19 protein-coding genes are annotated in these 23780 nt (G+C 49.4%); 9 read left to right on the plus strand and 10 right to left on the minus strand.

The window, feature by feature from the left end; all coding sequences use genetic code 11:
* The first annotated feature begins 27 nt into the window (after nucleotides 1-27).
* The 3 genes from EP073_RS11180 to EP073_RS11190 all read left to right on the plus strand — a co-directional run bounded on the left by EP073_RS11180 (nucleotide 28) and on the right by EP073_RS11190 (nucleotide 4700).
* Nucleotides 28-1332, plus strand: a complete 1305-nt coding sequence (locus EP073_RS11180) for a citrate (Si)-synthase (RefSeq protein ID WP_128467229.1) — start codon at nucleotides 28-30, stop codon at nucleotides 1330-1332.
* An 854-nt stretch (nucleotides 1333-2186) separates the two neighbouring features.
* A complete protein-coding gene (locus EP073_RS11185; protein ID WP_128467230.1) occupies nucleotides 2187-4148 on the plus strand; it encodes a methyl-accepting chemotaxis protein in 1962 nt (653 codons plus the stop codon).
* Between the two features lie 192 nt (nucleotides 4149-4340).
* Complete coding sequence (locus EP073_RS11190) at nucleotides 4341-4700, plus strand: YbaN family protein (RefSeq protein ID WP_128467231.1); 360 nt, start codon at nucleotides 4341-4343, stop codon at nucleotides 4698-4700.
* On the opposite strand, the gene EP073_RS11195 is transcribed toward EP073_RS11190, so the two are convergent.
* Complete coding sequence (locus tag EP073_RS11195) at nucleotides 4701-5108, minus strand: precorrin-2 dehydrogenase/sirohydrochlorin ferrochelatase family protein (RefSeq protein ID WP_128467232.1); 408 nt, start codon at nucleotides 5106-5108, stop codon at nucleotides 4701-4703.
* 19 nt (nucleotides 5109-5127) lie between these two features.
* Nucleotides 5128-6315, minus strand: coding sequence for a hypothetical protein (locus EP073_RS11200; RefSeq protein ID WP_164885355.1), 1188 nt, complete (start codon nucleotides 6313-6315; stop codon nucleotides 5128-5130).
* 95 nt (nucleotides 6316-6410) lie between these two features.
* On the opposite strand from EP073_RS11200, the gene EP073_RS11205 reads away from it, so the two are divergent.
* Nucleotides 6411-7565, plus strand: coding sequence for a DNA recombination protein RmuC (locus EP073_RS11205; RefSeq protein WP_128467234.1), 1155 nt, complete (start codon nucleotides 6411-6413; stop codon nucleotides 7563-7565).
* 295 nt (nucleotides 7566-7860) lie between these two features.
* On the opposite strand, the gene EP073_RS11210 is transcribed toward EP073_RS11205, so the two are convergent.
* Nucleotides 7861-8553: a DUF2231 domain-containing protein gene (locus tag EP073_RS11210; RefSeq protein WP_128467235.1), complete on the minus strand. Its 693-nt coding sequence runs from the start codon at nucleotides 8551-8553 to the stop codon at nucleotides 7861-7863.
* 177 nt (nucleotides 8554-8730) lie between these two features.
* On the opposite strand from EP073_RS11210, the gene EP073_RS11215 reads away from it, so the two are divergent.
* The 3 genes from EP073_RS11215 to EP073_RS11225 all read left to right on the plus strand — a co-directional run bounded on the left by EP073_RS11215 (nucleotide 8731) and on the right by EP073_RS11225 (nucleotide 12815).
* Nucleotides 8731-9756 carry a molybdopterin-binding protein gene (locus EP073_RS11215; RefSeq protein ID WP_128467236.1) on the plus strand — a complete coding sequence of 342 codons (1026 nt, stop codon included), beginning with the start codon at nucleotides 8731-8733 and terminating at the stop codon, nucleotides 9754-9756.
* Nucleotides 9753-10934, plus strand: a complete 1182-nt coding sequence (locus EP073_RS11220; protein WP_128467237.1) for a molybdopterin molybdotransferase MoeA — start codon at nucleotides 9753-9755, stop codon at nucleotides 10932-10934. The genes EP073_RS11215 and EP073_RS11220 overlap by 4 nt, the downstream gene beginning before the upstream one ends.
* Nucleotides 10935-11066: 132 nt before the next feature.
* Entirely contained in the window at nucleotides 11067-12815 is a 1749-nt protein-coding gene (locus EP073_RS11225; RefSeq protein ID WP_128467238.1) for a PAS domain S-box protein, read from the plus strand.
* Between the two features lie 153 nt (nucleotides 12816-12968).
* On the opposite strand, the gene EP073_RS11230 is transcribed toward EP073_RS11225, so the two are convergent.
* Both EP073_RS11230 and EP073_RS11235 read right to left on the minus strand, forming a co-directional pair.
* Entirely contained in the window at nucleotides 12969-13961 is a 993-nt protein-coding gene (locus EP073_RS11230; RefSeq protein WP_128467239.1) for an NAD(P)H-quinone oxidoreductase, read from the minus strand.
* A 94-nt stretch (nucleotides 13962-14055) separates the two neighbouring features.
* Nucleotides 14056-15009, minus strand: coding sequence for a type II secretion system protein (locus EP073_RS11235; RefSeq protein ID WP_128467240.1), 954 nt, complete (start codon nucleotides 15007-15009; stop codon nucleotides 14056-14058).
* Nucleotides 15010-15097: 88 nt separating this feature from the next.
* On the opposite strand from EP073_RS11235, the gene EP073_RS11240 reads away from it, so the two are divergent.
* Together EP073_RS11240 and EP073_RS11245 are read left to right on the plus strand one after the other, a co-directional pair.
* Nucleotides 15098-16783: a type II secretion system protein gene (locus tag EP073_RS11240; RefSeq protein ID WP_128467241.1), complete on the plus strand. Its 1686-nt coding sequence runs from the start codon at nucleotides 15098-15100 to the stop codon at nucleotides 16781-16783.
* Nucleotides 16784-16903: 120 nt separating this feature from the next.
* Nucleotides 16904-17647 (plus strand): hypothetical protein, encoded by a 744-nt coding sequence (locus tag EP073_RS11245; protein WP_128467242.1) that lies wholly within the window; start codon nucleotides 16904-16906, stop codon nucleotides 17645-17647.
* 77 nt (nucleotides 17648-17724) lie between these two features.
* Here the strand turns inward: EP073_RS11245 and EP073_RS11250 are convergent, their stop codons facing one another.
* From EP073_RS11250 to EP073_RS11270, 5 genes are all read right to left on the minus strand, one after another.
* Nucleotides 17725-18213, minus strand: coding sequence for a HyaD/HybD family hydrogenase maturation endopeptidase (locus EP073_RS11250; protein ID WP_128467243.1), 489 nt, complete (start codon nucleotides 18211-18213; stop codon nucleotides 17725-17727).
* A gap of 83 nt (nucleotides 18214-18296) precedes the next feature.
* The gene (locus tag EP073_RS11255) at nucleotides 18297-19979 is read right to left on the minus strand and encodes a nickel-dependent hydrogenase large subunit (protein WP_128467244.1); all 1683 of its coding nucleotides are present in this window, start codon (nucleotides 19977-19979) and stop codon (nucleotides 18297-18299) included.
* A gap of 20 nt (nucleotides 19980-19999) precedes the next feature.
* Nucleotides 20000-21175, minus strand: a complete 1176-nt coding sequence (gene hybB, locus EP073_RS11260; protein WP_164885356.1) for a Ni/Fe-hydrogenase cytochrome b subunit — start codon at nucleotides 21173-21175, stop codon at nucleotides 20000-20002.
* Between the two features lie 7 nt (nucleotides 21176-21182).
* Entirely contained in the window at nucleotides 21183-22115 is a 933-nt protein-coding gene (gene hybA / locus EP073_RS11265; protein WP_128467246.1) for a hydrogenase 2 operon protein HybA, read from the minus strand.
* Nucleotides 22093-23196 (minus strand): hydrogenase small subunit, encoded by a 1104-nt coding sequence (locus tag EP073_RS11270; protein WP_128467247.1) that lies wholly within the window; start codon nucleotides 23194-23196, stop codon nucleotides 22093-22095. The genes hybA and EP073_RS11270 overlap by 23 nt, the downstream gene beginning before the upstream one ends.
* Between the last annotated feature and the right edge of the window lie 584 nt (nucleotides 23197-23780).

Genomic DNA, 23780 nt, shown 5'->3' on the forward strand with positions numbered 1-23780 from the left:
TTATTATAATAACAAGGAGGCATACTAATGGGACTTAAGGACGTTCTTAAGAAGAAAATTGATGAGCATCGCCCCAGAATCGCCAAACTCACTAAAGAGTTCGGTGACGTAAAACTTGGCGAAGTAACAATCGGACAGGCTATCGGCGGTGCAAGAAGCGTTAAGTGCCTTGTTACCGACATTTCATATCTTGACCCGGTGGAAGGAATCCGCTTCCGCGGTCTTACAATACCTGAAGTAATGGAAAAACTCCCCAAACCAAAAGGAAAAGACTATCCTTACGTTGAGGGCTTCTGGTACTTCCTTCTTACAGGTGATGTCCCCACTATGGCTCAGGCCGAAGAAGTGGTTGAAGATTTCAAAAAGAGAGCTCAGGTTCCTCAGTATGTTATAGATGTTCTCAGAGCTATGCCCAGAGACACTCACCCCATGACTATGCTCTCTGCTGCCGTGGTTGCCATGCAGCGCGAATCAAAATTCGCTAAATTCTACGCTGAAGGCTTCAACAAAATGACTGCGTGGGAGTCCATGTATGAAGATTCATGCGACCTCCTCGCCAAGCTTCCCGAAATCGCAGCCTACATCTACAGAATGAAATATAAAGGCGACACACCCATCGCTTCCGACATGAGCCTTGACTTCGGCGGCAACTTCGCTCACATGATGGGCATTCCCGCTCCTTATGACGATGTTGCGAGAATGTACTTCGTTCTTCACTCAGACCATGAGTCAGGAAACGTTTCCGCTCATACGACGCACCTTGTGGCTTCCGCTCTCAGCGATGCTTACTACTCTCTTTCAGCAGGTCTCAACGGTCTTGCGGGTCCCCTTCACGGTCTCGCAAATCAGGAAGTTCTCGGCTGGATTCAGGACGTGTATGCTAAACTCGGCGGAAAAGTTCCCACTAAGGAAGATCTTAAAAAATTCCTCTGGGATACTCTCAACAGCGGTCAGGTTATTCCCGGATACGGTCACGCCGTTCTCAGAAAAACAGACCCGAGATACACTTCTCAGCGTGAATACTGCCAGAAATACCTTCCCGAAGATGAACTCTTCAAGGTTGTGGCAATGATTTACGATGTTGCTCCCGACATCCTCATGGAGCACGGAAAAGCCAAAAACCCATGGCCCAACGTGGATGCTCAGTCCGGCGTTATCCAGTGGTTCTACGGTCTCAGAGAGTACGATTTCTACACAGTTCTTTTCGGTGTGGGCAGAGCGATCGGCGTTCTTGCGAACATCACTTGGGACAGAGCTCTCGGCTACCCGATCGAGCGTCCGAAGTCTGTTACTACAGACATGCTGGAAGCCGCTGCGGGAATCAAAAAATAACTACAATCCTTCACGCGAAACCTATAATTACGGACGGGAAGCCTTCGGGCTTCCCGTTTGTGTTTCTCTATTTAACAACATCAAACTGCACATCCTGTCAGTTTGATGTACACGCTCGCGCCGAACTCGGTTCGGCTTCACTCCGCACGGCGCAGCCCCATCCTTGGGGCTGTTTTGCGTCATTGCGAACCCTGAAAGGGTGAAGCAATCTCTCATTTAATAACATCAAACTGCACATCCTGTCAGTTTGATGTACACGCTCGCGCCGAACTCGGTTCGGCTTCACTCCGCACGGCGCAGCCCCATCCTTGGGGCTGTTTTGCGTCATTGCGAACCCTGAAAGGGTGAAGCAATCTCTCATTTAACAACATCAAACTGCACATCCTGTCAGTTTGATGTACACGCTCGCGCCGAACTCGGTTCGGCTTCACTCCGCACGGCGCAGCCCCATCCTTGGGGCTGTTTTGCGTCATTGCGAACCCTGAAAGGGTGAAGCAATCTCTCATTTAATAACATCAAACTGCACTGTCCTGTCAGTTTGATGTACACGCTCGCGCCGAACTCGGTTCGGCTTCACTCCGCACGGCGCAGCCCCATCCTTGGGGCTGTTTTGCGTCATTGCGAACCCTGAAAGGGTGAAGCAATCTCTCTGGATATTTCAGAGACTGCCACGTCGCTTCGCTCCTCGCAGTGACATTGTAATACGTCATCCTGTCAGTCTGAGGTTATTGAAGAACAGAGGACCACCTTCCTTACGCTCCTATTCCGTAAATTGATATTGATCAATTATTTTTCGTTAATTGTAATATATATTACAAACACTTATTTCTGATAAAGGTGACGCCGTGAAAAATATGTCTATCAAAACAAAAGTACTCTCGGCACTGTTAATCCCGTTTATTATGCTTACTTTTTACACTGCTTCCGGTCTGTTTCAGGATGCGGATGTACTGACGAAAACCAAATCTCTCAGACATTTTGTGGAGTTCTCAGTCTCATCAAGCGCTCTGGTGCACGAACTCCAGAAGGAGAGAGGGCTTTCCGCAGGCTATCTCGCAGGCGGAGAACAGTCTTTTCTCAACAGACTGAACACACAGTACGAGTCCACGGATGACGCTCTGAAAAAAGTGCGCAGCGCCCTGAGCGGCGGATCGTTCACCTCCGGAAACATCCGTCAGGCAATGAGCGGGCTTGAAAACCTCTCCAAAATGCGCAGAGAGACAGCAGATAAACTCACGGATTCCGCGCAGGTCATAAATTACTACACCGAAATCAACAAACTGTTCCTCGACGCTGTTTCGGAGGCTGCTGCAGGCGTAAATGATCCTCAGCTCGCCAAGGACACTATAGCTTATACAAACTACATGAGCGCTAAAGAACAGACAGGGCTGCTGCGTGCAGTACTTGCTTCCGCCTTTGCGGACGACCGCTTCGGTGACGGCATGTACGAAAAATATCTCCGTCTGACAAGCGAAAGAAGCGCCTACCTCACCTCGTTCGGGTGGACTGCCCGCACAGAGTTCAGGCAGAGCTCTGATGCCGCCGAAAGCTCCGACTTCAGCCGAAAAGCCTCAGAAATGGAGAAAACAGCCGCAGTCAAAGGACTTGAAGGCGGATTCGGTGTCGATGCGGAAGAGTGGTTCAGCCTGATTACGCAGAAAATAAACGCAATGAAGGAAACGGAAGATCTCATAGCCCTTTCCATGAATACATACATGAACTCCGAAATCAGCTCAGCCAAACGTCAGCTCACTCTCACAGGCGCAGCGGCGCTGGTCGGTCTTACAGCCTTTGTGTCCCTTGTGTATATTCTCCTTCTTTCGGTTATAGGCAATATCCGCATGCTGATCAGTCTGACTGCTCAGCTTAACGAAGGTGACGGCGATCTGACAAGGCGGATAAATGTCACAAACAAAGATGAAATAGGCGAACTGGCGGCGAATGTGAACTGCTTCATAGAAAATATCCAGTTTCTGGTGAGCGGTACGGCAAAGTCAGTATCGGTGGTGGCTTCGGGAACAACGCAGCTCGCAGCGGCAGTGGAGGAGCTTTCCGTAACCTTCAGCGACCAGTCAGAGGAAGTCAGCGGAATAGCCGCCGCCATGAGCGAAATGAGCACAACGGCTGTTTCCATAGAGGAGAATATCAAAGATGTTGAAAAAGCAGCGGAATCCGCCACGAAAAGCATCTCTGACGGACGCGCCGAACTGGACAGTATTGTGCATCTGATAACAGCAGTAAAAAATGACAGCGACAGTCTGGCGAAAACAATAAAAAGGCTGGGCGAAACCTCCCACGAAATTGGAGATATTGTAAAAGTCATAAATGAGATAGCCGATCAGACCAACCTTCTGGCACTCAACGCCGCAATCGAAGCCGCCAGAGCCGGTGACGCAGGAAGAGGCTTCGCTGTGGTTGCGGACGAGGTCCGAAAGCTCGCCGAAAAAACACAGTCTTCCACAGGAGAGATAATCAGTATAGTGACACTGTTCAAAACGGAAACGGAAAACGCCATCAAAGGGGCGGAAGCGGCATCAGGAAACATTGAGAAATGCGTTGCTCAGTCGGAAAGCACTAAAAACGCATTCGACAGAATAAATGAGGCGGTGTCGGATGTCACAGGAAAAAACAGTATAATAACTCTCTCCGTCAATGAGCAGTCCGAAGCGATTCAGCACACAGGGCACAGCACAACAGGAATCTCCGCCGGAATAGAGCAGAGTGCCGCCGCTGTTAATGAAATAGCCGAAACCCTCAGTGAACTTGAATCCACAGCGGAGTCACTAAGACAGTCCATCGAACAGTTCAGATACTGACCCAAGGGGGCTTTGTCTTTCTTTACAGCTTGCTGACAGAGCCCTTTTAAAAGTAAGAAAGTATATACTTTTGAACAATCCTGTTCCTGTCTCAGTCACCAGTCCTGCAAAGAGGCATTGCCCTCCATCAAAGTTTAAGGCTTCAAATAAACTTATATTGCATTATCCGGCTTATGTTTTTATAGTGAGGATATGAAAATAATCCTTATTATTCTTGGTTTTATGTCACTCTTTCTCGGCATAATAGGCGTTTTCCTTCCTGTTATGCCCACTACCCCGTTCATACTTCTGGCGGCGGCGTGCTTCGCCCGCAGCTCTGAAAAATTCCATAAGATGCTTTTAAACAACAGATATTTCGGAAATATTGTCAGAAATTATGAAAACGGTCTCGGCATAAGCCGCAGAATAAAGATCCGCGCTCTCACCCTGCTGTGGTTTTCGCTTATTTTTTCATCCGCGATCTCAGGCAGCCTGATTGTGTTTCTTGTCCTCACTGCCGCAGGTACGGGCGTAAGCTGGTATATACTCAGCCTGCCCACATTTACGGATTAATCAGCCTCGCCTTGTCTTAAGCAGCTCTTTTATTTTATCAAAATCGCTGGTTTCTCCCTCTTCGCCTCTTTCAAGAACGAAGTCCGAGAGCAGAGAGTTATTCTGCACGAATACAGGCACATGAGCCTTACGCGCCCATGCCGCCGTTTCGGCGTCAACCTCTGAGTCACCCGTCACGGCGAAAACGAAGTAATATGACGAATCCACATCGCTTTCCTCTGCCCACCTCTGCTCAAACTCAATCCGCCCGAACCTGTGAAAAAGCTTTATATTTTCGGTACATGCGGGTGAAATCACCTTAATTTTCGGGTCATGTCCGAGAAAAGAGACAAGCAGCGATTCGGCTTCCGCACCTCCCCCTGCCACAAGAATTTTTTTATCAGTAAGATTGAAAATAAACGGAACCATACAAGGAGCCTCCCTTTTGTCAGAAAATATTATTTCTCACTATGCACTTCTCGCTCAAAACACTGAGCGCGCGATCCGCTATGATATATTCGGAAAAATCAGGCTTAAGCTTTAGCGGCATCTGAAGCAGATTACGCACGGGTTCACTCGCTGTCTCTCCATGGAAGGGGATTCCGGCGAAGAGATATTCCCCGCTGATGCTGATCGGGTGGAAAAGCCACTTTTCTCCGCTGAAGCGGAACTTGGAGCAGGCAAGCCTCTTACCGCCGCGCACCACTGACTCGTAATCGCCCAGACCGAGACCGGAGAAGATCCCCGCCTCAGAACCGCTTTCAAAGCTGAATCTGGTTCCCAGCATGGAAAACCCCGTGCCGAAAGCCACAACGGATTTCTTTCCGAACAGCTCTTTCAGCTTAATGTCAAACCCTCTCTTTTCAAGAAAAAGCAGGTCTCCTCTGGGGTTCTCGCTGGAGGGAACAATGATTATATTGCATTCGTCAGCCTCATGGGGCTCGTTTATCAGGGATACGCTGAAATCCATGGACATGAGAAAAGGCGCTGTGTCATTGCAGTCCGTCATGAACGGGAGATTTATCACTCCAGTCTTCACTCCGTCCGTATTGCCGAAGATGCACAGATCAGGCAGAATCTCAGCTTCCGGCAGGTTTTCAGGCACTGCGGCTATCACAGCCAGAGGGGGTTTGGAGAGAAAGCTCCAGCTTTTTTCCGAAAGAAGAGCGCCCTTCATAAGTGCCCGGAGATCATCGGAAGCCTTATCCCACACAGCCTTGACAGACACGCTGCTTCCGCAGAGAAAAACTCCTCCGCATATAAGCCCCGCCAGTTCCTCGCCCCACTCGCCGCAGTCAGAGTCCAGAACAAGAGCTATGCGGTCGTAATCCGCACTTTTTGAGATTTCCTCAAGGCGTGCCGCCGCCTTTTCATAATCTTCCGAATCGGGAACCTTCCCCGCCTTCAGGCGGAGCGACATCAGATAAGCCGCATTTATGCCGCATGCGAGAGACAGCATAAACGCATCCGCCGGAACCCCTGCTCCGCACAATGTGTGAGACATACGGGGAGAGAACGGGACGGGGATGAACGGAAAAACACTCTCGCCGCCGGAGGTCAGCCTGCGCAGAACAGCAGCAAGGGGTACAAGTCCGCCCTCATCACATATGAGAAAAGTAAAACCCTTATAAACCAATGGAACACTCCTGTTTAACATATATAATTTAAAACAGAATCGGTAAAAGAACAAACCATATTGCCCGATTATTCTCTTTCTGGTAAATTCTGATCATGGAAAATTCATCAATAATTATATTTCTTCTCGGATTCGCGGCAGGTGCCGGAGTCTGCGCGGTTTTCTTCAACCTTCTGTCCGGAAAGCAGGAAGCCCTCAAGCTTGATGCTGAAAAAACAGTGACCGCAATGGCGGAGCAGCTTAAGCTGAGCTTTTCGGGACTTTCCCTTGAGGCGCTTTCCCGAACCACCGCAGAGCTTATGAAGCACATGGAAAGTGAACGAAAGGCAGGGGCTGCTCAGCTTGACGGAAAAAAAGCGCTTATAGACGCGCAGCTCGAAAAAATGACCAAGGAGCTCACTGAGGTTGAAAAGCTTGTAAAAGAGTTTGAGAAGGACAGGGAATCCAAATTCTCAGCCCTTTCCGAGCAGATACGCCACACATCCAGAAACGCAGAGGAACTCTTTCGGGTTACATCATCCCTCAAGGAAGCGCTCTCCTCCACAGGCAAACGGGGGCGCTGGGGCGAACGCATGGCTGAGGACATACTGAAATCAGCCGGATTCATGGAGAATGTCAACTACTACAGACAGAAAACCCTGAAAACCTCCGGCAGCAGACCGGACTACACCTTCATAATGCCGAACGGCGCTATTCTCAACATGGACGTGAAGTTCCCGCTGGAGAACTACCTCAAATATCTTGACGAAACGGAGGAAGCGGCGGCAAAAGCACGAACCACCGCCTTTTCAAAGGACGTTAAGGAGCGCATAAAAGAGGTGTCAGGCAGAGATTACATAGATCCTGCGGAAAATACTCTGGATTTTGCGATGCTGTTCATCCCCAATGAGCAGATATTCGGGTTCATGATGGAGAAATGTCCGGATGTTCTGGACTTCGCCTTTGAAAAAAAGGTCGCCCTTACCTCGCCTGTTTCGCTGTTCTCCGTGCTTGCGGTGATAAGGCAGGCGGCAGAGAACTTCCGCCTTGAGCAGACCTCGTCCGAAATACTCGCCATTATGGGCACATTCCGCAAGCAGTGGGATCTCTTCACCGGAAAGATGGAAGGTCTCGGCAAAAGGATAGAGGATGCCGCAAAGGAATATGAGCTTTTAAGCGGAACCCGCCGGAGAATGCTTGATAAGTCCCTTGAAAAGCTGGATTCGCTGGGCTTGGAAAAAATAAGCGCGGACAGTCCGGAAGAGGACTAGACAAGCAATGGGACTGTTTTGAATTATTGCGAACCCTGAAAGGGTGAAGCAATCTCTGTCTTGCCACAGAAAAGGGCACGTCCTGTCCCTTTTCTGTACACGCTCACGCCTTGCAAAGCAAGGCTTCGCTTCGCACGGCGCAACTCCGTCCATGGAGTTGAATACGTCATTGCGAACCCTGAAAGGGTGAAGCAATCTCTGTCTTGCCGCAGAAAAGGGCACGTCCTGTCCCTTTTCTGTACACGCTCACGCCTTGCAAAGCAAGGCTTCGCTTCGCACGGCGCAACTCCGATACTCAGCCCCAAGTTATTTTGCCGCCGTTAAAGCCGATAATAGCCATGACAGGGAGATTCAGGAACAGAAGCCCGTTGTAAAGGTTGGAGACTCCGGTTCCTGCGGCAGAGATAGCCGGATCGCTGAATCTCAGCCACATTTCAGCCGTGCACATCAGAAGCAGCAGGGCAGAGAAAGCTATCTTCGTTATAAACACATTCGATGTGGCGTAGTGATAATTAACCCACCAGCTGAAAAAGCCCGAAGCTATTGTAGGAATGAGGGCAGCACCGCCGGCAGCCATGCAATGGAACGCTGTTGTTTCAAAGCTCGGCTGTCCCGTGAACAGAAACATTGCCTGCATAAACACCGCAAAGCTCAGAAGCCCCATGGGGAAATGTATAAACATCGGGTGCGGATGAAGTTTTCTGTAAACATCCCTCAGCATTGCCTTAAATTCATCGGAAGATACGCTCTGCACCTGCGCCACCGATTCCGTGAGCGCCTCAACTGGCTGTATCCTTGAAAAAACCTCGTCGGTGTGGGGAGCTTTCTCCAGATCCTCGGTGAGATCCCTCCCCGCGAAATGTCTCTTAACGTGCTGACCGCTTTTCCACAGTCTGCTGTCAGTCACATCGTAAACATGACCCTTGTAGCCGATATATGCCCTGCGCCCTTCTTTTCCGTCAAACTTGCTGAGTTCTTCCCTGTCCAAATCCGTACCTCCAAAAAGGCATGCTCCGAGCCTTTACCTCAGATTTACCTTTTGGCAATTATCATTTAAACTATAAGAAAATATACCAGAATGCAGAATCAAGTTCCACCGCAATCGGTCTGCTTGACAAAAACATTCAAGGCATCTACATTTTATTGAACACACAGCGGAGTCGCAATGAAAAAAATCAGCATTGACAATGCGGAAGGTCAGGTTCTCGCATATGACATCACAGAAGTAAGCTTAGAGAAAAAAATAAAGAACCGTGCCTTCAAACGGGGGCATGTCATCCGCGCGGGTGACATAGAGTACATGAAAAACCTCGGGCGGAGAAATATCTTCGTAATGGACGGAAACGACACGGATGTTCATGAGGACGACGCGGCACGCATAGCAGCTCCTCTCGCCGCGGGGGAGAATATCACCTACGATAAGGAAACCAGCGAAGGCAAGGTATCTTTCTATGCCGAAACTGACGGCATATTCCATGTGGACAGGGAGAAGCTGCTGGCGGTGAACAGCCTTGAAATTCCCTCAATGCCTACCCTCCATGACGGATTTCCGGTTAAAAAAGGCGCTCAGGTAGCCGCTTTCAGGATAATCCCCCTCGTATGCAGCGAAGAGCTTATGAACTCCGTTCGGGGCATCCTCGAAAAACCGATTTTAAGCGTTAATCCTTATAAAATAACTAAAGCCTGTATACTCGTCACCGGAAATGAAGTTTACGAAGGGCGCATCAAGGAGGGCTTCATACCGAAGCTTTCAGCCAAGCTCAATGCGCTGGGCGTGGAAGTGGTCGCCACTGCAATCGCTCCCGATGAGAAAGAACATATAACCGGTGAGCTCAGGAAAATGCTTGAAGTCACTGACCTTGTGCTGACCACAGGCGGAACCAGCGTTGACCCTGATGACGTCACCACAGACGCCATAAAGGACGCAGGGGTGAGAATAGTCTGCAAAGGCAACCCTATCCAGCCGGGCAACAACTGCTCCATAGGCTACATAGGTGAAAAAACCGTTGTCTGCGTGCCTGCGGCGGCTCTGTTCTTCCATGCGACAGCTCTGGATATTTATCTGCCCAAAATACTTGCAAAAGAAACGATAACGAAAGAATATATTGCAAATTCCGGTCACGGCGGTCTGTGTCACTTCTGCGAGAAGTGCCATTACCCCGTCTGTCCGTTCGGGAGGGGCGGCTTATGATAAGCTGGCAGGAAGCCAAGGCTATTCTCAACAGCCTTACAACAACTTACGGCACTGAAAAAATTTCGGTCAGGGAAAGCTGGGGCAGGACTCTGGCGGAAGACATCACGGTGCCGAGGAACTATCCCGATGTGCATAAATCCGCAGTGGACGGCTACGCCTTCAAACACGGACGCAAAACCTACAGACTCACCGGAGAGGTCGCTGCCGGAGCGAAAAGCGGTCCTTCCGTGAAAGAGGATGAGACAATCTTCGTCATGACCGGCGGCACAGTCCCCTTCGGCGCGGACACCGTGGCAAGGGTTGAGGACTGCGAGGATCAAGACGGAGTTATCACTATCCCCGGAACAATTCCCGCCGGCGATTCTGTGAACCTTGCCGGAGAAGAAGCGAAAAAAGGGGACGCTGTAATAAAAAAAGGCGTGGTGATAGACAAGGGGCTCTACCCTGCCCTGTTTTATCTGGGCAAAGCAGAGATTGAGGTATACAAAAAACCCCGTGTCGCAGCCTTTGTCACCGGAGATGAAATACTTGAGGTTGAAGAAAAATTCGCCGAAGGGATGGTTTTCGACACCAACAGGCGCATCCTTGAAAGCTGCCTGAATTCAGTTGGAATAACGCCCGACTTCTTCGGTCCCATTGGCGACACAGAGGCGGAGGTGGCAAACGCCTTCAAGGAAATGTGCAAAGACCACGATATAATAATCTCCTCCGGCGGCGTTTCCATGGGGAAATACGATTTTGTCAAAAAAGTGTTTAAAGAGCACGACTTTGAACTTTTCATAGAGAGAACGCGGATTAAACCCGGCAGCCCGCTTATGGTCGCGAAGAGAGACAATAAGCTTTTCCTCGGTATGCCCGGCTATCCGGCGGCGTTTCTCACCAACTTTGTTTTCTATGCTGTGCCGCTTTTCAGAAAAGCGCTCGGCGTAACCGATTTTGAAAACAAAATCCACAAGGCAATCCTCAAAACTGAGATGAAGGCAAGAAAAGGGCGCATGGATATAGACAGAGCGACGGCAACAGTGGAAAACGGACGCTACCACGCCGCAGATCCGGGCTCGCAGCTCACATCGCACTTCATAAACTTTGCTTCCGTAAACGCTCTCGTGCTCATTGATGAGGATTCAAACTCTCTCCCTGCCGGTTCGGAAGCGGATATGATACTTATTCCGTAATAAATCAAACCGTCTTCGGCAAAGACGGTTTTTTTTTATTTTGATTGTCATAGAACAACAGCGACTTATTGATTTTTTTGCTGTAAAATCAGGTAAGACCATTTATCCGAAAAGGGGCGGGGCGGCAATACTATGGCAGAGTACGATTTTGTTCTGGACATGGACTTCAGTATACTGAGAATTTCAGCCGAGGCTGAAAACAAACTGGGCTACACTCCTTCTGAAATATCAGGAAAGCCTTTCATAGAGATGATCAAAACCGAATACCGAGACAGGACAGTCTCAGCCCTTAAAACCAAAGAAAAAGATTTTTGCTTCATTCTGGGCTCAGATGATGTGCAGCATTTCATTGAGCTTGAACCCTGCACGCTCCCCGACGGCACAACCGGAGTAAAAACCGTCAGCCTCAACCCCCTGACCAAAGAAAAAAGCGGAGCTTTCAGCTGCTTTGCCGAATTTATTGAAAATATTTACGACATATACTATTCGGCAGATATTTACGGAAATATAACCGCCATCTCCCCTTCTGTTTTCATCTATTCAGGCTTCACGCCGGAGGAGCTGATCGGCAAAAATCTCGGCTCCGAACTCTATGTATATCCCGCTCTGAGGGAAACTTTCAAGGAACTCATAGGCAAACACGGCAAGGTCACTGCTTTTGACGCACCGTTATTCAGGAAGGACGGCAGCATCTGGTGGGTGTCCACATCCGCTCATTTCATTAAAAACATAAACGGAGAGATAATCGGTGTTGAAGGCATAGCCAGAGACATAACCGACCACAAGGAAGGACAGGAAAAGCTGTTGAGAGGAATCGAGACGAGATACAAAACCCTCTTTGAGTCGGCTACTGACGCAATTTTCATATTTGATCTCAGAACAAAGCGCATAGCGGACGCCAACGCCGCCGCACGGAAAATGACCGGATATTCCCTTGAGGAACTGCGGAAACTCATGCCGGAACAGCTTCATCCTAAGTACGAGTTTGAAAAGATTCACAGCTACATAGTACGCAAGCGTGAGGAGTTCGGACTGAAGGAGACGGTAAGGCTGGATTTCCTGAGTAAGCACGGAGATATTGTACCAGCGGAGCTCACGGCGTCCGTAATAACCGAAGACGGTCGGAAATTCTCCATAGATGTCGCCAGAGATATTTCCCAGCGGCTCGCCACCGAGAAAAAACAGCGGGAGCAGGAACAGATGATTGTTCATCAGTCTAAGCTCGCCGCCATGGGGGAAATGATCTCAAACATCGCCCATCAATGGCGCCAGCCGCTGAGCAAGATGACGGGCATACTCACAAACCTTGAGATGGGCATCAAACAGGGAAATCTTGCCAGAGATGAGGCGGAAACACTCATAAAAGAGGCTTTTTCAACACTCAAGTTTATGTCTCACACCATCGACGATTTTAAAAACTTCTTCAGCCCGTCTAAGCCTGTTGAAGAGTTCTGCATAAACACCGCGCTGGACGAAGTGCTTTCCATAATTGAACCGAACCTGAGGTTTCACGGCATAAGAGTCATGATAAAAGCACAGGAAAATGTCTTCCTCAGAACCTACAGAAGCGAGTTTTGTCAGGTTCTGCTCAACATTATTCAGAATGCGAAGGATATTTTATACCTGCGCCGGATAGCGGAGCCTAAGATAGATATACGCATAACCTCAGGGAGGGGGAAAACAGTAATCCGTGTTGCTGACAACGGCGGCGGCATAGAGCATGCGGCTATGGGGCGGATTTTTGAGCCTTACTTCACCACCAGACCGGACGGACAGGGCATCGGGCTGTATATGTCGAAGATAATCATAGAGAAAAACATAAAGGGAACAATAACCGCCAGAAACACTTTTGAAGGAGCGGAGTTTACTATAGTTTTATAGGTCATTCACAAAGGCATAAAGACTGAGACTGCCACGTCGCCTTGCTCCTCGCACGCAGTTCACTGTCATTATTCGGTAAACAATCTCATTTATCTGGAATATCAAATTCGTACAGCCACAAACATGGGGCTGTACGAATGTTGTACCTCAAAATTACAAATCGGCTATCCTGAGAACTATCTTCCCGAAATGCCTGTCCTCTTCCATGGTTTTGTGGGCTTCGGCGATTTCGTCGATGGGGAAGACCTTGTAGATTATAGGCACTATGCTTCCATCGGCGAATTTAGGGAGCGCTCTTCCTGTAAATTCCTTAACTATCTCTCCTTTTTCTGAAACAGGTCTGGAGCGGAGAACAGAGCCGATGATCTGCTGGCGCTTCACCATCATCAGAGCAAGGTTCAGCTCCGCCTTGATGCCGCTTGTAACGCCTATAATCACCAGTCTGCCGGCATAAGCCAGAGAGTTCATATTGGGAGAAAGGTATTTTGCGCCAACGTGATCGAGTATCAGGTTTACGCCCTTCTTATTGGTAAACTCTTTTACCATATCGGAAAAATCGGACACTTCACGGAAGTTCACCGTGAGGGACGCGCCAAGTTCCTTAACTTTCGCTTCCTTATCGGGAGCAACGGTGACTATGTATTTTGAATTCGGAGTCAGGGCGTTTGAAAGCTGAATAGCAGCAGTATTCACACCGCCGCCGCCGCCGTGGAAGATCGCCGTCTCGCCGTCCTGAAGTCCGCCGATCATGAAAACATTGAGAAAAGCCGTGATGTATGATTCGCATACGCATGCAGCCTGCTCAAAGCTCATATTGGCTGGTATCGGCATAAGATGTTCGGCGTATGCCACGGCATACTCCGCATAACCGCCGCCGCCGACAAGAGTCATGACACGATCCCCGACCTTCCAGCCCGTAACTTTTGAGCCGAGCTGTTCTATTACACCGGCAACCTCAAGACCGAGTATCTCGGAATCCCCGGGAGGGGGCGGATATTTTCCTTCTCTCTGCACAAGGTCCGGTCTGTTTATTGAAGTGGCTGCGACTCTTATCAATACCTCGTTCTCTTTCGGCGCAGGTTTCTCAGCCTCGCCAACCTTAAGAACATCAATTCCCCCGAATCCGTTCAAAAGTACGGCTTTCATAACGCTTCCTCCGGTATTTATTTAAAGTATTGTTTGATTTTTAGCACGGGCAGGAAATTTTATAAACAGAAATCTGCTCGGTTTACGTTACGGTTTACTCGGAAATGGTAAGAACAAGCTTTTTGTTCGCTATGCTGTCATCCCCGCCGTCCGGATCGTTTCCGTCTCTCACCCAGACACTTAGATAATATGATCCGCCGCTGCCGGAGGGCGGTGTTCCGATTACACTCACATTATCGCCCGCAGTCCATGCTGACTCACTTTCGCTGCGGCAGTCGGAGGAGGCTGTGACATGGCTCCCCTTGGCGGAAAATTCCAAGCTGGCTGAGCTCTTAAGAGGAGTATCGTCCAGACACCATCTGTAGCGCCCGCCTGCTCCGCTATGGGGCACACCGCCGTCGGCAAACAGCTTCGCCTCGTACGGTCTTCCGGTATATGCCTGAGGCAGCTCATTATTAAGGATTCTCAGACTTTGACCGGCGCACCCGCTGCGTGCCTGAAGCTCGCCCAGCGTGACCCACTCCGTTATATCGTCATAGGCTTCGATCCTTGTTCCGTCCGCAGGGTAATCGTCCGCCGCGTCTCCCTGAATATAGATGCGTATTATTCCGGCTTCGTCCGCTCCTGTCTGTATATTGGCGTTTGCTCCGCCTCCGGCGGTTACGAAAGCTATGTTCCTTACCGCGGTATAATCCGTGCATCCGGCGTTTCTGCACCTGCGGAGCTCGAAGGAAGCGGTCTTTCGGCGGCAGACGGCATCATTCGATGTCAGTGCCTCGTCATAGATATAAGCCACAGACCTGCCTCCGAAATCATGTGAATAGGAAACCGCCGGAGCGAACCCCTCTTTCACAGGGAGTACTCCGTTGACATTGGAATAGGAAAAGAGTGAATTTTTCGCTGAGACAAGTCTGGCAGAATCGGTTTCCGCTGATTTCTTTTTCACGGCAAGCGCAAGGAGACTGCTGCCCGAAGCAAGGGCAAAACCTATTATAACCAGTACGATAGCAAGCTCAATAAGGGTGAAGCCCTTAGTTTCTGAACGCATTGAAAACCAGTCTCCCGTAACGTTAATTGACTGATACTGTTTAATTTTATAATAATTCCTATTCGCTGTCACCCTATATGAGGCTCATATGAATGCCGCTGCCGTCCCTGAAAAGGGCTTTTCACTGATAGAACTGATATTTGTCATAGTCGTCATAGGCTTTCTCGCCTCTTTCGGCTACGGCATGATGAATAATGCGAAAAATTTCTCCTCAGAGAGAAACACGGACGCCGCACTGAATGAAGTTCTGCTCCGTGCCTCTTCGGAAGCGGCGGCTGCCCGCCGTATGCCGACCCCGTCATTTTTCGGTGAAATCAAAGACGGCTACGGAAGAAACCTGCGGATAATGACCGCTGATTCCGCCGACATCTGCTCAGGCTCAGGCGGCATACCCGTTACACTGTGTCGAAACGCAGACTGCACAGAGAAGGAAGTCTTTGACGGAGCAGCCGTTTTTGCTGTTAGCGCCGGAGAGGACGGAGTATTCACAACAATTGCAGACCAAACCGCCGTAACTGTCTACCCCGCTTCGCAGTCCAATGACGACAAAACCGGATGGACAGGCTTAAACGAAATAGCCCGGCACGCAAACTGCGGAGAGGCGTTTAAAATCGTCACGCCGCAGCTTCCTCCTGTTTACAGCGGCAGCCTCTACACCGCAGAGATTCAGTCTGTTCCCCCGGCAGAAAAATGGTGTGCGGAATCTGATCCTGAAACAGCCGCTATGCTGAATATAAGGACTGACTGCTCTGATGAATCTTCCTATACCGAAGGCAGCTCACTGTTGATCTCATCCTTCGCTGATGTGTTCAGCACGCCGTCCGTCCGTGAAGTCAAGGCTTACGCTCTCACAGGCGGGCGCAGGGCATCGGCGGTATACGCTGTGCCGTTCTATCAGGCGGGCTTCTCCCCTCCTCAGGATCATGGCTTCAGGCTCCGCACAGACAATCTGTCGATCAGCAACGCAGAGGGCGGACAGGGAGAAGGAATATCTCCCGCTGAGGACGAAAACGGAGACACAACCGGTTTTGAGGTGGAGGGAAACCCTTCCGCTAAATCTGTGTGCATGTGGATAAACAATACATTCAGCCTCAATGAGGTATTCAGGATGTATTATGAGGTCAGAACGGGCTACAGCGACAGCGATCCTCTCAGCACCGAATCCTCCTTCGGCGGCTACGGGCTGATTGTTTATCCGGCGGATCAGGCAGGGGAAAATATGAAATGCGGACTTTCCGGCTCATCCGGTCTCGGTTACGGAGGCTTAAGCTTCGACGGACTGGGCTTCGTTCTGGAAACAGACCTTTACCCCGACAGAAATCTGGATTTTTCGCTGTATCCTTCACCGAATCACCTTGCTGTTATCCCCTGCGCTTACCCTTCGGGCAGCAAAAAAATATGTCTCGGAGCTCATCTCAGCTCCGTGGTGCCTTCATGTCCGGATGATTCCGGCTGCGCCGAACCTGATTCATCATCCGTAAACTGGCTGGAGGATAAAGCGGTTCATCCGATGCGCCTTGAGATACATTCAGGCTATGCGGACGGAGCCTGCTCCTCCAAATCCGCCGATGGAGATTATATGCTTGTCAAGGCATGGACAGACTGCAAGCTCTGCTCTGAGCTTTCGTACAATTACTCCGGTGAAAAACCCTCGGTTTCCCAATGTATCCCCTCGGGCGGAGGGAGAATGAAAAGCTTCCGGCTGGGCTTCACCTTCGGAGGAGAAACTGGCTCGCTGCTCTCCTTTCAAAACATGCTGCTGTCAATCCGGTAGCGGCATGAAGCCCTGCGTGACTGTTCAGACGCTTTTCATAAAAATTATTATTAATCCTCTTGCACCCCTAAAATGAGCGGTATATGATGGAATATTGCGCTCTTTTTGCGGAGGAACTATATGAAAAAAACGCTGCTCCTTGTTTTCCTGCTTTTTTCCGCTCTCCAGATCCATGCGGGTATAACCGTAACCGAAAAACTCACCGACGGTCAGTCTGTGAGCTATTTCCAGAACGGTCTTATCGCCTCCTTCTCTGACGGAAAACTGGACACGCTGATCGATATTAGGAAAAAAACCGTCTACACGGTAGATTATGAAAGTGAAATGCTCATGTTCGGAACCTTTGACGACATGAGGGAAATGCAGAAGCTTGCCGCTGCACAGATTCAGGATATTACAAAGGATGACTACTACAAAAAGCAGCATGAGGAAATCAAAAAACTCAAGGTGAAGACCGAGCCCAAGGGCAAAGGCTCATACGCAGGATACCCCTGTGAGAAAGTGCTGCTTTCACTCCCGTCTCTCAACATCTCCACTGAGATATGCTACTCAAAACAGCTTCTGGACGAAATAGCCAAGGAAGTTGACATAGCCGCCTTCCTCAGCATAGTGAACAATGCTCCTCCATTTTTCATGAGCCCGGAGGAGGTTGTGGAAAACGAAATCACAGTGTACGCCTCCAAGGGTTTCAGCCTGTATGAGAAAACCCGCATGCCCGACTTCAGCGGCGGCACAAAGGAAGATGTTACCGAAGTGACGTCTGTTTCAAAAGGCAGTATCCCCGCTGACAGGTTCCAGCTTCCCAAAGGACTCACCACGGTGAAGATGAAGGATCTCATGACGCAGATAATCAATCAGCAGTAAAAAAACGAAAAAAAACGGGCGCGCTCCGGAAGGAGCCGCCCGTATTATGATTCTGTGCTGTCCGCAGCGGTTCGGGACTAAGCGTCCTTTCTCCTTTCCAGAGTGATGCCGTGAGAACCTAATTCTTCGAGAATAAGCTCTTCAACAACCGCAACCTTTCCCTGAAGCTCAGGGCTGAGATCGATGCCGCTTTCGAGAGATTTGGGGATTATGCCCAGAAGCTTCACGCTTTCGGGCACTTTCCCGCGCACTTCGCTGATGAGCAGAACTTCCTGCAAACCTATCTGGTGGGGAGACATCTTGGCGGGAATCTTGTTGAGTCTTATGTCATCAAGACCGTATGTACGTATCTCCCCGGGCTCACCGTCTGCATCAAGAGTGTCTATGATGATGATGTGCTCGGCTTCCTCCAGCTTATGGGTGGCAAAAATGCCCATTGTTCCGCCGTCATAGAGTTCCACGTTCGCGTGTGCCCCGAATTTTTTCTCCATGTGTTGGATCATGTGCACGCCGAAACCTTCGTCACCAAGCAAAATGTTTCCTGCACCGAATACAAGTACGTTCATATGTGCTCCGTATAAATCATTGCGGAACAAACCGCAACTTAAAAAAACGGGGCAGGCTCGTCACCTGCCCTGCTTTGTCTTTATTATCTTACTTTTATGTTTGTAAGTTCTTTTCCTTCGGGGTCGATTGAGTGCACGGCGCACGCAATGCAGGGGTCGAAGGAGTGGATTGTCCGTATCACCTCAAGGGGCTGATGGGCGTCAGCAACGGGGTTGCCTACAAGACTCGCCTCATAGGGACCTGCCTGTCCTTTTTCGTCTCTGGGACCGGCGTTCCATGTCGAAGGCACAACCGCCTGATAGTTGGCAATTTTTTTATCTTTAATAACGATCCAGTGTGAAAGTGTTCCTCTGGGAGCTTCGTGGAAGCCTACGCCTCTGTATTCTCCCATGGGCATTTCAACATGGTTCGCGTACGCAGTTTCGCCTTTTGCAAGGTTTTCAATGAGCATATCAAGGTATTTAAGTGATTTGTCAGCCATTACAACAGAGCGGATTGCTCTTGTAACGTGTCTTCCCATGGTGGACTCAAGGTCGCCCACGCTTATGCCGAGAGTTTTAACCGATGAGTTGACAAGGTCAACAACCTCTTTGTCCTTGTTGTAGTAAGATGCAAGGATCTGAGCAACGGGACCTACCTGCACAGGCTTGTCGGCGAGTCTGGGCGCTTTTGACCATGAGTATTTGCCGTTTTCGCTGAAGTCTGTGTAATTGGGCTCGGTAACGCCTTCAAAAGGATTCTTGGGCGCGCCGTCCTCGTACCACGCGTGAGCGACGGATTCGGTAACGTTATCAATAAGGTAAGCGTCCTTGTGATCTTTAAGGACTCTCATTTTATTGAACTCGCTGTTGAAAACTATTCCGCCGTTCATGTCGAACTTAGTCATTTTTTCATCAAGAGGAAATTCCGGTACAGCAAGATAGTTATTCACGCCTTTGCCGTATTTGAACCAGTCCTTGTACATAGAGCCGATAGCCACGACATCAGGAAAGAGAACTTTTTTCACGAAGTCTCTTGTTTCGGTCATGAGAACACGAAGCTGAGCGAATCTCTCCATGTTAAGCGTTGCCTGATTGTCCACGTTAACGGCAGTGGCTACACCGCCGAGGCAGAGGTTCTGTATGTGGGGGTTTTTACCGCCGAGAATAGCCACAGCCTGAGCCGCTTTTCTCTGGTAGTCAAGGGCTTTAAGGTAATGAGCAACAGCCATAAGGTTCACTTCGGGGCTGAGTTTCATTGCGGGGTGCCCCCAGTAGCCTGAGCCGAAGATGCCGAGCTTGCCTGTGGCAACGAAGCTTTTAAGCTTTTCTTTTACAGCGGCGAATTCAGTAACGCTGTTGCCGGGCCAGTCGGAAAGGCTCTGAGCTATGGCAGCGGTTTTCTTGGGGCTGGCTGAAAGAGCGGAAACAATGTCCACCCAGTCAAGAGCGGAGAGGTGATAGAAATGCACTATATGATCCTGTACGGAGTGCTGAGCTATCATCATGTTTCTTATGAGCTGACCGTTAACTGGAACGTCAACGTTCATAGCCGCTTCAAGGGAGCGGATTGAGCTTATAGCGTGTACAGTGGTGCAGACACCGCAGAATCTCTGCGCGAAAACCCATGCGTCTCTGGGGTCACGCCCCATAAGGATCTTCTCGATCCCTCTCCACATCTGCGCAGAGGACCATGCCTTAGTAACCTGACCGCCGTCCACCTCAACATCTATTCTGAGGTGTCCTTCTATACGGGTAATAGGGTCAATCGTTATTCTTTTTCCCATTATTTAATCTCCTAAAAATATTAAGCGTTCTTCTTGTGCCCTTCAAGGTTGGGCATGATGGGGAACATTTTCACCAGCACCATGTAGCCGAGGATTTCAAAAGCCACGAGACCGAGGGTTATGAAAAACTCAGGCAGTGAGGGGAAATATTCCCATCCCTTAGCGGGGTTGAAGCCGATGATGTAAACGCTGAACCTGTACCATGAACCGCCTACGCAGAGCATAACGGCGGATACGAAGACCCATCTCGGCGACATTCTGAAATGCTTCCATGTCAGCATGTAAGCACCGCCGGCTATGAGCAGTGTTTCGACGAGGAACATTTTTGAATAGTAGTCTCCTGAAAAAGCCGTTGAGAGGTGTCCTCTGTGATAGAGGTCTGCAAAGCGGATAATAAGCCATGCCGCAGTGAGGTAGGGAACAACTTTAGCTATTACCCTTACCTCTTTCTCAAACGGTCTCCCGAAAACAACAGATGACAGTGTGGATTCAAAAATGATCACTGAGTAGCCTATGTACATGGCGTTTATGAGGAAAAGGATCGGGAGAAAGCCCGTCTGCCATATGGGGTTCAGTTTTGACCCGGCGATAATCATCATAGAGCCCAATGAGGACTGGTGCATAGTGGGAAGCGTGATACCCAGAACTATGAAGAAGATAAGTATCTTATCAAGCTTAGGGTATACTTTTCTGGCATATTCCTTGAGTTTCGGAAAACGGGGATTCTTGGAGTGCACGAACCTTTCCAGAATCGCAGGAAGAAGCTCAATGGCAAGAACCACGTTGTACGCCATAACGCAGACCGCAACCTCAAACATTACCGAGTTTACCTGCCAGCGTGAAGGCATGAAGAAGCTGTAAGCGTTCCAGTATCTTCCGAGATCCACCATAACGGAGAAGCCCGCGAGGGCGTAGCCGAAGAGTGATGTAACGATCGCAGAACGGATAAGGGGGTGATATTTCCAGCCGTTCATGATGTAGATCACGATCGCGAGAGCATAACCGCCGCAGGCAAGAGCCGTACCGGTGGCAACGTCATAGGCGATCCAGATACCCCACGGGAAACCGTCCGAAAGGTTACTCACAGCGCCGATACCCATTACATAACGGAGACCGATGCAGTAGAAGCCGATTACCGTGAAGGCAAGAAGCACCCAGAAAGACGGGGTGAGAATCTTCTCACGGTGTAGTGCCATATATTCATTACTTTTCGGAACCATGTTTATCCTCGTGTTTGGCATCGTGCCCGTGTCCGTGACCATGGTGATTTTTGCGGTTCTTAAGCGCTACGAAAGCGAGGAAACCGTAAAGAGCCACAGGCGCTACGAAGCCTTTGTAAATCGTGTGCTGAATGTTTTCGGAGAAAGCTGCGTTTGAGTCATGCTCAAGCTCTCTGAAACCGAGATTGTCGAAAGTTTCACCGGCGATATAGATAACGTTTGTTCCGCCGACTTCAAACTCTCCGTATATCTCTTTCTGATATTTATCAGGGTTTTCAGCAATCCTCTTTTTAGCTTCGGCAAGGAGGAAGTCCCTTTTGCCGAAGATTACCGCCTTCGTGGGGCAAACATCACAGCATGCCGGAATGCCTTTATCCTTAAGGTTGGTAAATTTGCAGAGGTCACATTTCACTATTTTCGGGAAAGCCTTGGGCCATTCAAACTTAGGAATGTTGAACGGGCAGGCAACCTGACAATAGCGGCAGCCGATGCAGATGTCTTTATCGTAGAAGACGATGCCTCTGCCCTTTTCCTGCTGCATTGCGCCAACAGGGCAGGCGGAAACGCATGAAGGCTTGATGCAGTGCATGCACTGGTACTTCACGTATGAGAAGTCACCTTCACCGTCTTTATAAAGTTTTATTATGTTTCTTGTCCTGTAGTCGAGGTCTTCGGGAGCGTCCCAAAGTCTGTCAGCGTCATTGGGCGCGGGAGCCGCGTCCATATCGTTGACATTTTTACAACTCGCTACGCATGCCTTACAGCCGACGCAGAGCGTGGCATCGTAAAGCATACCCACGGCTTCTTCATTTGCGGCGATGGGAGCAGAAGCTTCCGCCGCCAGCGGAGCGGCAGCAATTCCTGCGCCGCTGAGAGCCGCGAGTTTTATAAACTCACGCCTCGTCTTCTTCATCATTTTCCTCCTTCGGAAGGTTCGCAGCCACCATTGCGCTGGCACCTATCGCTGCGCCGCCTATGAGACCGACTATACCCGTAGTGAGCGGGTCAGCGCCTTTACCCCTGCTTTCAGGGTTGGCATTAGGGTAGAAATCAGGAGGAGTGGGGTGATGCACCTGAACTTTATCGAAGATGGAAAGATGGAACATAATATCAGGCTCAGTACAGCCTATGCAGGGGTGACCCACGGAAACAGGCCATACGCCCACGTCATTGAATCTCTGAACGGAACAGTTGGCGAAAGTCGCGGGACCTTTGCAGCCGAGCTTGTAAAGGCAGTAGCCGAGTCTGTGACCTTCATCATCGAAGTTTTCGGCAAATCTGCCGGCATCGAAGTGAGGTCTTCTTTCGCAATGCTCATGGATTTTCCTGCCGTAAGCGAACATGGGTCTTTTCTTGTCGTCAAGCTCGGGAAGCTTGCCGAGAGTGAGTATGTAAAGAACGGTGGCGAGCAGGTTATAGGGACTGGGAGGACAGCCGGGAATGTTGATTACCGGTTTGTCTTTTATAAGACTGTCCGCTGAAACCGCCTGAGTGGGGTTGGGAGCCGCAGCCTGTACGCCGCCGAATGATGAACATGTGCCGATGTTGATAACCGCGGCAGCGCCGGCGGCAGCCTCAAGGAGAGAATCCTTGGCTGTTTTGCCTGCGACTTTGCAGTAAATACCGTTCTCAGCGAGAGGCACAGCGCCTTCTACTATGAGAATGTATTTTCCTTTGTTCGCTTCCATTGAATCATGAAGCGATTTCTCAGCCTGATGTCCGGAGCCCACCATGAGAGTTTCATGGTAGTCGAGTGAAATCATGTCGAGAAGAAGGGCGGCAGGTGTCGGGTGGTCAGACCTTAAAAGCGACTCTGAACAACCTGTACACTCCTGAAAATGGAGCCAGATGACGGGCGGACGGTTATCGGACGTTGCCGCATCTGCTATTGCCGTATGCATTGAATAAGGAAGTCCCATCAAAGCCGTGACCCCTACGCTGAATTTCAGCACGTCACGTCTTGAGACATTAGCCCCGAAAAGGCTGTTTCTGCTCATACTACACCTCTATTCTTTAAACCTAACCTAAAGTTAGCACTGTACAAATTACTAGTGCGTAACAGAATACCAAATAAATGAATTAAAACGCGCTATAGTTGCATACTAATTTTTTTGATGCAAGCCATAGACTAATCCTATAGCGTATCAAAATTGCGTTTGAATTTTTTTCCGCAAATACCCCCGGCAAAACAGTGCAAGGGAGTTTTGAGCATCTGATTTAAAGTTATGAGCAAAATCAGCGAAAACGGAGAGAGAGGCATGATCTGCTGAAATCCTTTTTTCAAGGGGGTTCAGCGGATAATTTTGAACTGCCGGCTGCTAAAACGATAATAATAACTATCAACTCATCTAAATCATCTGACCATTTTTTCTCACAGGAAAATATGTGTAAATTTTTTGAATAAAATTTATCGGAATAATTTCTTAAAACACGATTTTTTTAAGCTGTGCATTTAGAAAGTAAAATATAGGTCAACTGATTGACATAAACGGTTCATAACTCAGCCGAGATCGTAGCACGAAAACCATTGCCCGTATTACAATGCACCGTATATTTCACCATATGAAACCGTACTTAACAT

The sequence above is a fragment of the Geovibrio thiophilus genome, assembly GCF_004087915.1.
Taxonomy (GTDB): Bacteria; Chrysiogenota; Deferribacteres; order Deferribacterales; family Geovibrionaceae; genus Geovibrio; species Geovibrio thiophilus.